Origin of the sequence: Enterobacter cloacae complex sp. P17RS, assembly GCF_014895885.1 — a bacterium.
Taxonomy (GTDB): domain Bacteria; phylum Pseudomonadota; class Gammaproteobacteria; order Enterobacterales; family Enterobacteriaceae; genus Enterobacter; species Enterobacter bugandensis.
In genome coordinates, this window is record NZ_JADBQK010000019.1 from 1 (window position 1) to 12,800 (window position 12,800).

A 12,800-nucleotide genomic window follows, 5' to 3' on the forward strand; every position below is an offset into this window, starting at 1 on the left:
ATCCTGCACGACCCACCAATGTAAAAAAGCGCCCTAAAGGCGCTTTTTTGCTATCTGCGATCTGGATGATTCGAACCTGCAGCAGGTTCGAGCCGAACGTAGTGAGGCACCGGAGACGTTTACGGCGACGGCCCGAAGGGCGAGCGAAGCGAGTCATCCTGCACGACCCACCAATGTAAAAAAGCGCCCTAAAGGCGCTTTTTTGCTATCTGCGATATAAAAATGTGAACCTGCCGCATTTTCCTCAAGCTAATCCCGTCGGTGCCGATACCTCTGTTTTATAACGCGAGGAAAAAGTATGACGACCATTCAGGCTTCAACCCAACAGATTCAAACCAGCGGCGCGAGTGGCTCTTCGAGCAGTAACGATATCTCTGCGCAAATCACCCGCATTCTCGACAAAATCAAAAAGCTGACCCAGCAGTTAAAAGAGCTGGCAAACAGCCCCGGCAGTGCAGATGAGAAGAAGAAGCAGCAGGAACTGATTCAGACCCAGATCAAAGTGCTGCAGGCGCAGCTCGCCGCACTGCAGCGCCAGCAGGCCGAAGAAGCTCAGAAGAAGCAGGATCAAAAACTGGGCAAAGTAGAAGGCGTGAATAGCCCGTCAGACACTAATCAGATTGATATCTACATCTAATCGTCTGATGCGTTAAACAGTGGATCGCGTATGCGGGCCTCGGTTAATCGTTGTGCCTGGATACGCACCACTTCCCAGATGGCCTGCGCCGCACCCGAGAGCGAACGATTTTTTCGCCGCACCAGCATCAGCTTTCGTTCGACAACGGGCGTCAGCCGCTTCACCGCCAGCTGGCTTCCCTGCGGCAGGGGAAGCGCCAGAGCGGGCAACACGCTGATGCCAATTCCGGCTTCCACCATCGGAAACAGCGTGGCCGGATGACCAATCTCCTGCACGATCGTTGCCTTAACGCCCTGATTCACCAGCGCGGAATCAATCAGCGGGCGGCTGCCTGAGGCATAATCCTGTAAAACCAGGTTCGCCCCCTGCAGGGACTGCCAGCTGACCTCGAGCAACGCTGCCAGCGGGTCGTCGTCACGGCAGAGCAGCAAAAAAGGCTCAGAAAGAACGCTTTCGCATTCCAGATCGCTCACCTGGCCAGGATCGATCACAATACCAAAATCCACATCCCCCTGGCGGATGCTCTCCAGCACCCACTGCTGCGGTCTGTCATGCAGGACAAAATCAATATCAGGATAGCTATGGTTTCCCTCGGCAATACATTGCGGGATAAGGTGCGCGGATATCGTCTGGCTGGCCGCAACCCGCACGGTGCCCGACAGCTGCTGCCCCAGCCTCCCCACGTCTCTGAGCGTGCTGTTCAGCTCATCAAGCAGCCGCTCAAGACGCAGGGTCAGCTGCTGCCCCGCTTCGGTCAGGACCACTTCGCGCGTGGTGCGATCAAGCAACCTAACGCCGGTCTGGTTTTCCAGCTCTTTCACGCTGTGGCTGACCGCCGACTGGCTCAGGCCGATCATTTCACCTGCCCGGCTAAAGCTGCGGGCATGGGCGACGGTGACGAAAATGCGAAGCTGGCGTAGGGAATAATTCATCTGTTTAATTCATGAATGGATGCAATAAATCAATTTTATTTCTCAAATGGAAAAAAGCACAATAGCGACATCTGTTTTCAGGAGTCATTATGAAACTATTTCGTATTCTTGATCCGTTTACGCTCACCCTGGTGGTCACCGTTTTACTGGCCTCGTTCTTCCCTGCTCGCGGCGGTTTCGTCCCTTTTTTTGAGGGACTGACGACAGCCGCCATCGCGCTGCTGTTCTTTATGCACGGCGCAAAGCTCTCCCGCGAAGCGATTATCGCTGGCGGTAGCCACTGGCGACTGCACCTCTGGGTGATGTGCAGCACGTTTATTCTGTTCCCGATCCTCGGGGTGCTGTTTGCCTGGTGGGCACCGGTTAACGTCGATCCGGCGCTCTACACCGGTTTCCTGTATCTCTGTATTCTCCCGGCCACCGTGCAGTCTGCCATTGCCTTTACCTCTCTTGCCGGAGGGAACGTTGCAGCCGCGGTCTGCTCCGCATCGGCATCCAGCCTGTTGGGGATTTTCGTCTCCCCGCTGCTGGTGGGCCTGCTGATGAACATGCACGGCGCGGAAGGTAACCTTGAGCAAGTCGGCAAAATCTGCCTGCAACTGCTGCTGCCGTTTGTCCTGGGCCATCTCTCACGTCCGTGGACCGGGGCGTTCGTGGCGAAGCATAAGAAATGGATCTCCAAAACCGACCAGTCTTCGATTCTGCTGGTGGTCTATTCCGCCTTCAGCGAAGCGGTCGTAAACGGGATCTGGCATAAGGTGGGTGCAGGCTCGCTGCTGTTTATCGTGGTGGTCAGCCTAGTTCTGCTGGCAATTGTCATTGCGGTGAACGTTTTTGTGGCGCGCAAATGCGGCTTCAGCAAAGCCGATGAGATCACCATCGTCTTCTGCGGCTCCAAAAAGAGCCTGGCGAACGGCATCCCGATGGCGAACATTCTGTTCCCCACCTCGGTGATCGGGATGATGGTGCTGCCGCTGATGATTTTCCATCAGATCCAGCTGATGGTCTGCGCGGTGCTGGCGCGTCGCTACAAGCGCCAGACGGAAAAGCTGGCGCAGGAAGAAACCCGCGCCGCGAAGGCTTAAGGACGCTTCAGGGGCTGCACCAGTTGGGTCAGCCCCTCGGTTTTGATCAGTAACGTGATAGCCATCAGCTCGCCCAGGCGCCCGGCGGGGAACTCGTCCTTGCGGGCGAACCACAGCAGGTACTCCTCCGGCAAATCGATCAGCCTGCGGCCCTTATATTTACCGAACGGCATTTCCGTATTGGCGATCTCAACGAGCTGCTCTTTCTCCACGTTACTCTCCTAACAGGCGCATCATTTCCGCTTCGTCGATAACCTCAATGCCGAGCTCCTGGGCTTTCGCCAGCTTCGAACCCGCAGCTTCGCCGGCAATCACCAGGTCGGTTTTCTTCGACACGCTGCCCGCCACTTTGGCCCCCAGCGCCACCAGACGCGCTTTTGCATCGTCGCGTGAAAGCTGGCTAAGGCTACCGGTTAGCACCACGGTTTTACCGGCAAATGGGCTATCAATTTCTTCGGCGTTGACCACCACCGGCGCAGGCCATTTAATGCCCTCTTCCAGCAGCTTGCCGATGACCTCGCGGTTGCTCTCTTCGGCAAAGAAGTTAAAGACGTGCGTGGCGACGACGATGCCGACGTCCGGCACTTTCTGCAGCTCGTCGATGCTTGCCTTTTCCAGCGCCTCCAGCGTACCAAAGTACGCGGCTAAACCTGCCGCCGTCGCTTCGCCGACTTCACGAATGCCCAGCGCGTACAGGAAGCGGGCGAAGGTCGTCTCTTTCGCTGCTTCCAGCGCGTTAACCACGTTCTGGGCTGACTTCGGCCCCATGCGATCCAGACCGGTCAGTTTGCCCGCCGTGAGCCTGAACAGATCCGCTGGCGTATGGACATACTCTTTCTCAACCAGCTGATCGATAATCTTGTCGCCCATGCCGTCAACGTCCATTGCGCGACGGGAAACAAAGTGCTTAAGCGACTCTTTACGCTGCGCGCCGCAGATCAGGCCGCCCGTACAGCGGGCCACCGCTTCGCCTTCCACACGCTCTACGTCAGAGCCGCATACCGGGCAGTGGGTCGGGAAAACGACCTCGCGCGTATCATCAGGACGTTCTGACTCAACAACGTTCACCACCTGCGGGATAACATCGCCCGCGCGGCGAATCACCACTTTGTCACCGATGCGCAGGCCGAGGCGTTCGATTTCATCGGCGTTGTGCAGCGTAGCGTTACTCACCAGCACGCCTGCGACCTGCACCGGCTCCAGTCGAGCGACCGGGGTAATAGCGCCCGTACGGCCCACCTGAAACTCCACGTCGCGGACAAAGGTCATCTGCTCCTGGGCAGGGAATTTAAACGCCACCGCCCAGCGCGGTGCACGCGCCACAAAGCCCAGCTGCTCCTGCAGCGCCAGCGAATTGACCTTGATGACAACACCATCGATATCAAAGCCGAGCGACGGACGGTCCTCTTCCACTTTGTGGTAGAACGCCAGCACCGCTTCCGGCGAGTCGCAGAGCTGAACGCGGTTGCTCACCGGCAGGCCCCAGGCTTTAAACTGCAGCAGACGCCCGAGGTGCGTATCCGGTAACTCACCACCTTCCAGAATACCGACGCCGTAGCAGAAGAAAGTAAGCGGTCGCTTCGCGGTGATGCGCGGGTCAAGCTGGCGCAGAGAGCCTGCCGCCGCGTTACGCGGGTTAGCAAACACTTTCCCGCCGGTGCGACGCGCCTCTTCGTTAATTTTCTCGAATCCCGCCTGCGGCAGGAACACCTCGCCGCGCACTTCCAGACGCGCGGGAATGTTGTCACCCTGCAGCTTCAGCGGGATCGCGCGGATGGTTCGCACGTTGGTGGTGATGTCTTCACCCGTCGTACCGTCGCCACGCGTGGCGGCGCGCACCAGCACGCCGTTTTCATAGAGAAGGCTGACCGCCAGGCCGTCGAGCTTCAACTCGCAGCACCAGGTGAGGGAATCGCTGCTTTTCAGACGGTCCTGCACGCGCTTGTTAAACGCGAGGAAGCTCTCTTCATCAAAGACGTTGTCCAGCGACAGCATCGGCACTTCGTGACGCACCTGGCTGAAAGCCCCCAGCGGCTCGGCGCCGACGCGCTGGGTCGGAGAATCTGGCGTGATCAGTTCCGGGTGCTGCGCCTCCAGCTCGCGCAGCTCGCGCATCAGCCGGTCATACTCCGCATCAGGCACTTCCGGTGCGTCCATAACATGATAGAGATATTCATGATGGCGAAGCGTGGTTCGCAGTTCAGTGAGTTGTTGTTCGATTGAGTCCATATCGCACCATCAATGAGAAAAAACCCCCGACAGGCGGGGGTTGAGGAGGAGTTGAAGTAAACGCGACAATTACGCGTTGGCTTCCTTCACTTCGCGGATGCGGTCCTGATACTCGCGCAGCTTCTGCGGGGTCATCATTCGACGCTGATCGTCGAGCACCACACCACCCACTTCATCAGCGATGTGCTGAGCGGACTGCAGCATCAGCTTGAAGTTTTGCAGCTCGTCGCCGTAGGACGGCACCTGCATAAAGATAGTGACACCCGGCGTCACGAAATCACCGGTCATTTCCGGGTCAAAGGTGCCTGGGTTGACCATATTGGCCAGGCTAAACAGCGCCGGACCACTACCGTCAGGGCTCAGGTGGCGATGGAAAATATTCATATCGCCAAACTTGAAGCCTGCCTGTTGAATACTGTTGAGCAACACGTCACCGTTGAGATGGCTGCCGTGATGCGCGGCCACGTTCATGATGATCACCGCTTCTTTACGCTGCGGCTTTTCAACAACCGGTTCAGGCTCGACGACCGGCTCTGGCTCAACGTGCGGAGCCGGAGCGGGCTGCGGCGCAGGCTGTACATGAACAGGCTGCTGCGGCTGCTGCGCAGGTTGCTGTTGCACGGGCTGCTGCACAGGTTGCTGTTGAACCGGCTGTGGCGCAGCGGGCTGCTGTTGGACAGGCGGTTGCGGCGGCTGACGTACAGGTTCTTCCACTGGCTGCGGCGCTGGCTGGCGCGGCTGGGCAGAGGCATACGGCGGTTGATACTGGTGCTGCGGAGCGCGGGGGGCTTCATGCTCCCCATGAGCCGCGCCGGGCGCAGTATTGACCCGATGAACACGAACTTCACCCACGCCGTCGTCGTCGCTACCGGTGATGTCATCTTCAGTGTCATCATCATCACGACTGGACTTCATGCGCTTCAGTGGGCGATCGCGAAACATCGAGGAACGCTCTTTACGGCTGGTCCAGAAACCATGTACCAGTAAAGCGATTATGGCGATCGCGCCAACAATGATTAATATCAGACGCAAATCCTGCATCATTATATTCTCTGTTGTTCTAACACCTTGCCACCACGGCAAACATTTACTCACTAAGAGTATTTGCCGTTTACGTCAAGTGCAAGTGTGTGCAGAGCATTCGCAGCATAAAGATGAAGTAAATCGTGCTTTTTGCTGGTTTTTCGAACATTTCCGAACTGGTCATTGGTCCGCAAGTGGATAATATAGGCGGGCAATTCCACTGGTTGTGAAAAAAGGAGTACAGCCTGGTTATGGTTTCAACATCGTCTTCTCCCACGCGCAGCGGCGTCTGGTATTTTTCTCAGGGCTGGAAGCTGGTCTCACTGCCAGGTATCCGTCGCTTCGTCATTCTGCCGCTGCTGATCAACATTATTCTGATGGGCGGCGCGTTCTGGTGGCTGTTCACAAAGCTCGAAAGCTGGATCCCGTCGCTGATGAGCTACGTGCCGGACTGGCTGCAGTGGCTTAACTACCTGCTCTGGCCGGTGGCGATCATCTCCGTGCTGCTGGTATTCGGCTATTTATTCTCAACGATCGCGAACTGGATAGCCGCGCCGTTTAACGGCCTGCTGGCGGAACAGCTGGAGGCGCGGCTTACCGGCGCGACGCCACCGGACACGGGCGTGCTGGGGATCGTGAAAGATATCCCGCGCATTATGAAGCGCGAGTGGCAGAAGTTTGCCTGGTACCTCCCCCGCGCGGTTGTACTCCTTGCCCTCTACTTTGTCCCCGGCATTGGCCAGACGGTTGCGCCGGTGCTGTGGTTTCTGTTCAGCGCCTGGATGCTGGCCATCCAGTACTGCGACTATCCGTTCGATAACCACAAGGTGCCGTTTAAAGCGATGCGCACCGCCCTGCGCACCCGGAAGGTCGCCAATATGCAGTTCGGCGCGCTGACCAGCCTGTTCACCATGATTCCCTTCCTTAACTTGTTCATCATGCCGGTTGCGGTTTGCGGCGCGACGGCGATGTGGGTGGACTGCTATCGTGCTAAGCACGCGTTATGGAAATAATGCAAAAATGTGTAAAGCAGGGGTGGCTTATGCCGCCCCTTATTCCATACTGATCCCCATTATTTCCTTGCAGTATATAGATATGCGAATTCCTTACTTCCCCCTACCTGCTTAGCAGGTATGCTGGGTCGGTATCCCAATTTCATACAGTTAAGGACAGGCCATGAGTAAGATTTATGAAGACAACTCGCTGACTATCGGTCATACGCCCCTGGTTCGACTGAACCGTATCGGTAATGGACGCATTCTGGCGAAGGTCGAATCACGCAACCCGAGCTTCAGCGTAAAATGCCGCATCGGTGCAAACATGATTTGGGATGCTGAAAAACGCGGCGTGCTGAAGCCAGGCGTTGAGCTGGTGGAACCGACCAGCGGTAACACCGGTATCGCTCTGGCCTATGTTGCTGCCGCACGCGGCTACAAGCTGACCCTGACCATGCCGGAAACCATGAGCATCGAACGTCGCAAACTGCTCAAAGCGCTGGGGGCGAACCTGGTCCTGACCGAAGGCGCGAAGGGCATGAAAGGTGCCATTCAGAAAGCGGAAGAGATCGTGGCCAGCGATCCGGCGAAATATCTTCTGCTGCAGCAGTTCAGCAACCCGGCTAACCCTGAAATTCACGAGAAGACCACCGGCCCGGAAATCTGGGAAGATACTGACGGCCAGGTTGACGTATTTATCTCCGGCGTCGGCACCGGCGGCACGCTGACCGGCGTGTCTCGCTATATTAAAGGCACAAAAGGTAAAAAAGAGCTGATTACCGTTGCCGTTGAACCTACCGACTCCCCGGTTATCGCTCAGGCGCTGGCGGGCGAAGAGCTCAAGCCTGGCCCGCATAAAATTCAGGGCATCGGCGCGGGCTTCATTCCGGGTAACCTGGATCTGAAGCTGATCGATAAAGTCGTTGCCATCACGAACGAAGAAGCCATCTCTACCGCGCGTCGTCTGATGGATGAAGAAGGCATTCTGGCGGGTATCTCTTCCGGTGCGGCCGTTGCGGCAGCGCTCAAACTTCAGGAAGATGAAGCCTTTACCAATAAGAATATTGTGGTTATCCTTCCTTCTTCGGGTGAGCGTTACCTGAGCACCGCACTGTTTGCCGATCTGTTCACGGAAAAAGAGCTGCAACAGTAGTGCCAGTATGTTAATAACGCGTAAAAAAGCACCTTTTCGGGTGCTTTTTTGTGGCCTGCTTCAAACTTTTGACCCTCCTGGCATTGCTTCACCCCGATGTGTCTGGTATTTAAACCAGCAATTATTTTGAAGCGTGAAATTAATCAGTGAACGAAATACCCTTGCTGAATCGATTTTATGATTTGGTTCAAGTCTTCCTTTCGCTGCATAATGTTTAATGACGATTGAAACGTCAGCGCTAACAATACAGGCTAAAGTTAAGCCGCCAGGCTAGACTTTAGTTCCACAACACTAAACCTATAAGTTGGGGAAATACAATGTTCCAGCAAGAAGTTACCATTACCGCTCCGAACGGTCTGCACACCCGCCCTGCTGCTCAGTTTGTTAAAGAAGCGAAAGGCTTCACTTCTGAAATCACTGTAACTTCCAACGGCAAAAGCGCTAGCGCAAAAAGCCTGTTCAAACTGCAGACTCTGGGCCTGACTCAGGGCACCGTTGTTACCATCTCTGCTGAAGGTGAAGACGAGCAGAAAGCAGTTGAGCATCTGGTTAAACTGATGGCTGAGCTCGAGTAAGTTTCCGGGTTCTTTTAAATATCAGTCACAAGTAAGGTAGGGTTATGATTTCAGGCATTTTAGCATCCCCGGGTATCGCTTTCGGCAAAGCACTGCTGCTGAAAGAAGACGAGATCGTCATCGACCGGAAAAAAATTTCTGCCGACAAGGTTGATCAGGAAGTTGAACGTTTTCTGAGCGGTCGTGCCAAGGCATCTGCGCAACTGGAAGCGATCAAAACTAAAGCTGGCGAAACTTTCGGTGAAGAAAAAGAAGCCATCTTCGAAGGGCACATCATGCTGCTCGAAGATGAGGAGCTGGAGCAGGAAATCATAGCCCTGATTAAAGATAAAGGCATGACGGCCGACGCGGCTGCGCATGAAGTTATCGAAGGTCAGGCAACTGCCCTGGAAGAGCTGGATGATGAATACCTGAAAGAGCGTGCGGCTGACGTACGTGACATCGGTAAGCGCCTGCTGCGCAACATCCTGGGCCTGGCCATTATCGACCTGAGCGCGATTCAGGATGAAGTGATCCTGGTTGCCGCTGACCTCACCCCGTCTGAAACCGCACAGCTGAACCTGAAAAAGGTTCTCGGTTTCATCACCGACGCGGGTGGCCGTACCTCCCACACCTCAATCATGGCGCGTTCTCTGGAACTGCCTGCCATCGTGGGCACCGGTAGCGTCACCTCTCAGGTGAAAAACGGCGACTATCTGATTCTGGATGCCGTAAACAATCTGGTTTACGTCAACCCAACTAACGAAGAGATCGAAAAACTGCGCGCGGTTCAGGAGCAGGTTGCGACTGAAAAAGCGGAACTCGCTAAGCTGAAAGACCTGCCAGCCATCACCCTGGACGGCCATCAGGTAGAAGTGTGCGCAAACATCGGTACCGTACGCGACGTTGATGGCGCTGAGCGCAACGGTGCGGAAGGTGTTGGTCTCTATCGTACAGAATTCCTGTTCATGGACCGCGACGCGCTGCCAACGGAAGAAGAGCAGTTTGCTGCGTATAAAGCCGTCGCAGAAGCGTGTGGCTCACAGGCGGTTATCGTCCGTACCATGGACATCGGTGGCGACAAAGAGCTGCCGTACATGAACTTCCCGAAAGAAGAGAACCCGTTCCTGGGCTGGCGTGCCGTGCGTATCGCGATGGATCGTAAAGAGATCCTGCGTGACCAGGTTCGCGCTATCCTGCGTGCCTCCGCTTTCGGTAAGCTGCGCATCATGTTCCCGATGATCATCTCTGTTGAAGAAGTGCGTGCACTGAAGAAAGAGATCGAAATCTACAAACAGGAACTGCGCGACGAAGGTAAAGCATTTGACGAGTCAATTGAGATCGGCGTGATGGTGGAAACACCAGCGGCGGCGACCATTGCGCGTCATTTAGCCAAAGAAGTTGATTTCTTTAGTATCGGCACCAATGATTTAACGCAGTACACCCTGGCAGTTGACCGTGGTAATGATATGATTTCACATCTCTACCAGCCAATGTCACCGTCCGTACTGAACTTGATCAAGCAAGTTATTGATGCTTCTCATGCAGAAGGTAAATGGACTGGCATGTGTGGTGAGCTTGCAGGCGACGAACGTGCTACACTTCTGTTGCTGGGTATGGGTCTGGACGAATTCTCTATGAGCGCCATTTCCATCCCGCGCATTAAGAAGATTATCCGTAACACGAACTTCGAAGATGCGAAGGTGTTAGCAGAGCAGGCTCTTGCTCAACCGACAACGGACGAGTTAATGACGCTGGTTAACAAGTTCATTGAAGAAAAAACAATCTGCTAATCCACGAGATGCGGCCCAAATTACTGCTTAGGAGAAGATCATGGGTTTGTTCGATAAACTGAAATCTCTGGTTTCTGATGATAAGAAAGACTCCGGAACTATTGAGATTGTTGCTCCGCTCTCCGGCGAGATCGTCAACATCGAAGACGTGCCGGATGTAGTGTTTGCTGAGAAAATCGTTGGTGATGGCATTGCTATCAAACCAACTGGCAACAAAATGGTTGCTCCAGTTGACGGCACCATCGGTAAAATTTTTGAAACCAACCATGCGTTCTCTATCGAATCTGATAGCGGTATCGAACTGTTCGTTCACTTCGGTATCGACACCGTTGAACTGAAAGGCGAAGGCTTCAAGCGTATCGCGGAAGAAGGCCAGCGTGTTAAAGTTGGCGACCCGGTGATTGAATTCGATCTGCCACTGCTGGAAGAAAAAGCCAAGTCTACCCTGACGCCGGTTGTTATCTCCAACATGGACGAAATCAAAGAACTGATCAAACTGTCTGGCAGCGTCACCGTGGGCGAAACCCCGGTTATCCGCATCAAGAAGTAATTCTTGCCGCACAGAAAAATGGCGCCTTCGGGCGCCATTTTTGTTTATGCAGGGAGGATAAGCTCGTCGTAGCCTTTCGACTGGGTATAAAGCATCACATCAGTCACCCGATCGCCGGCCATGCGAATGGCATCAGCAACGGTTTTCCCCTCAACAATTCCGCTCACCAGTTCTGAACAGAACAGATCCCCCGTCCCTTTCAGATCGGTTTCTACGCGGGGATGAGCGCTGACGGTCACGCCCTCACGCGTCACCAGCACCACGTGGATGTTTTGCGGGTCGTCGGCCACCGGCGCGCTGGTGATCGCCACCCATTTCAGAGTGTCAGAAAGCAACCCCTGCGCGGCGGCAATAGCGCTTTCCGGCGTCCGGCACGGCTTACCGCTTAACACTTCCAGCTCATAGACGTTTGGCGTAATCCCCTGCGCCAGCGGCAGCAGGTGTTCCCGGTAGGCTTCCGGGATATCCGGCTTCACGTACATTCCGCTGTCGATATCGCCGATAACCGGGTCGACCAGCACCAGCAGGTCAGGATGCTGCGCTTTGACCGCCCTCAGCCACTGCGCCAGCAGTGCGATCTGGCTGGCGCTGCCCATATAGCCGGTAGTGACCGCTTTAAGCTCGCGCAGGATCTCGCGCTCTTCCAGCGCCTTCAGGTAGCCGCTGAACCACTCGTCGGGGATCACCCCGCCGTAGAAGGTGTCGTAGTGCGGCGTGTTGCTAAACAGCACCGTCGGCACGGCGGTGACGTTCAGCCGGTGGGTACGAATGTTCGGCACAGCAATGCTGTTCCCCACGCTGCCGTAAACCACCTGCGACTGCACCGCGACAATGTCGGTTTGCTGCGCCCGGGTGTTATCCCGGAATAGAATCATCTCCATGACGCTTAAATCCCCGCCCCCTGCGAATAACTCTCTTCACCAAAGACGCCGGTAGACAAATAGCGATCGCCGCGATCGCAGATAATCGCCACCACGACCGCACCGGGGTTTGCCTGCGCCACGCGCAACGCCCCCGCTACCGCGCCCCCCGAGCTGACCCCGCAGAAGATGCCTTCACGCACGGCCAGTTCACGCATGGTATTCTCCGCCTCGCGCTGATGAATATCCAGCACCCGATCCACCAGCTGCGCATTAAAAATGCCCGGCATATACTCCGCAGGCCAGCGGCGAATGCCCGGAATGCTGCTCCCCTCTTCCGGCTGCAGACCAACAATGGTGACCGGTTTCTCCTGCTCGCGCAAAAAACGGGACACGCCGGTAATGGTGCCGGTGGTGCCCATGCTGGAGACAAAATGGGTGATGCGCCCGCCGGTTTGCTGCCAGATTTCCGGCCCGGTGGTGGTGTAGTGCGCGTACGGGTTGTCCGGGTTATTGAACTGATCGAGCAGTTTACCTTCTCCGCGCTCGGCCATCGCTAACGCTAAGTCGCGCGCCCCTTCCATCCCCTGCTCTTTGGTCACCAGAATCAGCTCGGCCCCGTAGGCGCGCATCGCGGCGCGGCGCTCCTGGCTCATGTTGTCCGGCATCAGCAGCTTCATGCGGTAGCCTTTCAGCGCCGCGATCATTGCCAGCGCGATACCGGTGTTGCCGCTGGTGGCTTCAATCAGCACATCGCCTGGCTTAATTTCACCGCGTTTCTCGGCCTGGACAATCATCGACAGCGCCGCGCGGTCTTTCACCGACCCTGCCGGGTTATTGCCTTCGAGTTTGACCCAGATTTCGCTGCCGTTGGCACATCCCATGCGCTGAAGCTTGACCAGAGGGGTGTTGCCGATGGTGTGTTCGAGTGTATTCACGATTTTTACTCAATAAAAAGCCCGGTAAGCATCACGCCACCGGGCGAAAAA

General features: G+C 55.8%; 13 protein-coding genes and 1 other RNA gene. 8 read left to right on the plus strand and 6 right to left on the minus strand.

Annotated features, from left to right (window positions below; translation table 11 throughout):
• The first annotated feature begins 44 nt into the window (after positions 1–44).
• Both IM265_RS14510 and IM265_RS14515 read left to right on the plus strand, forming a co-directional pair.
• A non-coding RNA gene (locus IM265_RS14510) (RtT sRNA) lies at positions 45–173 on the plus strand.
• Positions 174–298: 125 nt separating this feature from the next.
• Complete coding sequence (locus IM265_RS14515; protein WP_045631028.1) at positions 299–637, plus strand: FlxA-like family protein; 339 nt, start codon at positions 299–301, stop codon at positions 635–637.
• Here the strand turns inward: IM265_RS14515 and IM265_RS14520 are convergent.
• A complete protein-coding gene (locus IM265_RS14520) occupies positions 634–1,569 on the minus strand; it encodes a LysR family transcriptional regulator (protein ID WP_193030374.1) in 936 nt (311 codons plus the stop codon). The genes IM265_RS14515 and IM265_RS14520 overlap by 4 nt on opposite strands.
• An 89-nt stretch (positions 1,570–1,658) precedes the next feature.
• Here IM265_RS14520 and IM265_RS14525 point away from each other — a divergent pair, with 89 nt between their 5' ends.
• On the plus strand, positions 1,659–2,654 hold the full coding sequence (locus tag IM265_RS14525) for a bile acid:sodium symporter family protein (protein ID WP_063437032.1): 996 nt from the start codon (positions 1,659–1,661) through the stop codon (positions 2,652–2,654).
• On the opposite strand, the gene IM265_RS14530 is transcribed toward IM265_RS14525, so the two are convergent.
• The 3 genes from IM265_RS14530 to zipA all read right to left on the minus strand — a co-directional run bounded on the left by IM265_RS14530 (position 2,651) and on the right by zipA (position 5,927).
• Positions 2,651–2,866, minus strand: a complete 216-nt coding sequence (locus IM265_RS14530) for a DUF3820 family protein (RefSeq protein WP_003861328.1) — start codon at positions 2,864–2,866, stop codon at positions 2,651–2,653. The genes IM265_RS14525 and IM265_RS14530 overlap by 4 nt on opposite strands.
• Before the next feature lies 1 nt (position 2,867).
• The gene (gene ligA, locus IM265_RS14535) at positions 2,868–4,883 is read right to left on the minus strand and encodes an NAD-dependent DNA ligase LigA (protein WP_193030372.1); all 2,016 of its coding nucleotides are present in this window, start codon (positions 4,881–4,883) and stop codon (positions 2,868–2,870) included.
• Positions 4,884–4,952: 69 nt separating this feature from the next.
• Positions 4,953–5,927, minus strand: a complete 975-nt coding sequence (zipA, locus tag IM265_RS14540; RefSeq protein ID WP_126345921.1) for a cell division protein ZipA — start codon at positions 5,925–5,927, stop codon at positions 4,953–4,955.
• 230 nt (positions 5,928–6,157) lie between these two features.
• On the opposite strand from zipA, the gene cysZ reads away from it, so the two are divergent.
• The 5 genes from cysZ (at position 6,158) to crr (ending at position 10,951) form a co-directional block, all read left to right on the plus strand.
• Positions 6,158–6,919 (plus strand): sulfate transporter CysZ, encoded by a 762-nt coding sequence (cysZ, locus tag IM265_RS14545; protein ID WP_193030370.1) that lies wholly within the window; start codon positions 6,158–6,160, stop codon positions 6,917–6,919.
• A 163-nt stretch (positions 6,920–7,082) separates the two neighbouring features.
• Complete coding sequence (cysK, locus tag IM265_RS14550) at positions 7,083–8,054, plus strand: cysteine synthase A (RefSeq protein WP_028013996.1); 972 nt, start codon at positions 7,083–7,085, stop codon at positions 8,052–8,054.
• A 317-nt stretch (positions 8,055–8,371) separates the two neighbouring features.
• The gene (gene ptsH / locus IM265_RS14555; protein WP_000487600.1) at positions 8,372–8,629 is read left to right on the plus strand and encodes a phosphocarrier protein Hpr; all 258 of its coding nucleotides are present in this window, start codon (positions 8,372–8,374) and stop codon (positions 8,627–8,629) included.
• Positions 8,630–8,673: 44 nt separating this feature from the next.
• A complete protein-coding gene (gene ptsI, locus IM265_RS14560) occupies positions 8,674–10,401 on the plus strand; it encodes a phosphoenolpyruvate-protein phosphotransferase PtsI (protein ID WP_008501604.1) in 1,728 nt (575 codons plus the stop codon).
• A 40-nt stretch (positions 10,402–10,441) separates the two neighbouring features.
• On the plus strand, positions 10,442–10,951 hold the full coding sequence (gene crr, locus IM265_RS14565) for a PTS glucose transporter subunit IIA (protein ID WP_003861316.1): 510 nt from the start codon (positions 10,442–10,444) through the stop codon (positions 10,949–10,951).
• Positions 10,952–10,995: 44 nt separating this feature from the next.
• Here the strand turns inward: crr and pdxK are convergent, their stop codons facing one another.
• Together pdxK and cysM are read right to left on the minus strand one after the other, a co-directional pair.
• Positions 10,996–11,832 carry a pyridoxine/pyridoxal/pyridoxamine kinase gene (pdxK, locus tag IM265_RS14570; RefSeq protein ID WP_028013997.1) on the minus strand — a complete coding sequence of 279 codons (837 nt, stop codon included), beginning with the start codon at positions 11,830–11,832 and terminating at the stop codon, positions 10,996–10,998.
• A 5-nt stretch (positions 11,833–11,837) separates the two neighbouring features.
• The gene (gene cysM / locus IM265_RS14575) at positions 11,838–12,749 is read right to left on the minus strand and encodes a cysteine synthase CysM (protein WP_028013998.1); all 912 of its coding nucleotides are present in this window, start codon (positions 12,747–12,749) and stop codon (positions 11,838–11,840) included.
• Between the last annotated feature and the right edge of the window lie 51 nt (positions 12,750–12,800).

Excerpts from the sequence above, each read along its gene's own strand:
- cysK (WP_028013996.1), top strand. The coding sequence starts at position 7,083 with ATGAGTAAGATTTATGAAGACAACTCGCTGACTATCGGTCATACGCCC.
- ligA (WP_193030372.1), bottom strand. The coding sequence starts at position 4,883 with ATGGACTCAATCGAACAACAACTCACTGAACTGCGAACCACGCTTCGC.
- crr (WP_003861316.1), top strand. The coding sequence starts at position 10,442 with ATGGGTTTGTTCGATAAACTGAAATCTCTGGTTTCTGATGATAAGAAA.
- pdxK (WP_028013997.1), bottom strand. The coding sequence starts at position 11,832 with ATGGAGATGATTCTATTCCGGGATAACACCCGGGCGCAGCAAACCGAC.
- cysZ (WP_193030370.1), top strand. The coding sequence starts at position 6,158 with ATGGTTTCAACATCGTCTTCTCCCACGCGCAGCGGCGTCTGGTATTTT.
- IM265_RS14515 (WP_045631028.1), top strand. The coding sequence starts at position 299 with ATGACGACCATTCAGGCTTCAACCCAACAGATTCAAACCAGCGGCGCG.
- ptsI (WP_008501604.1), top strand. The coding sequence starts at position 8,674 with ATGATTTCAGGCATTTTAGCATCCCCGGGTATCGCTTTCGGCAAAGCA.
- ptsH (WP_000487600.1), top strand. The coding sequence starts at position 8,372 with ATGTTCCAGCAAGAAGTTACCATTACCGCTCCGAACGGTCTGCACACC.
- IM265_RS14525 (WP_063437032.1), top strand. The coding sequence starts at position 1,659 with ATGAAACTATTTCGTATTCTTGATCCGTTTACGCTCACCCTGGTGGTC.
- IM265_RS14520 (WP_193030374.1), bottom strand. The coding sequence starts at position 1,569 with ATGAATTATTCCCTACGCCAGCTTCGCATTTTCGTCACCGTCGCCCAT.
- zipA (WP_126345921.1), bottom strand. The coding sequence starts at position 5,927 with ATGATGCAGGATTTGCGTCTGATATTAATCATTGTTGGCGCGATCGCC.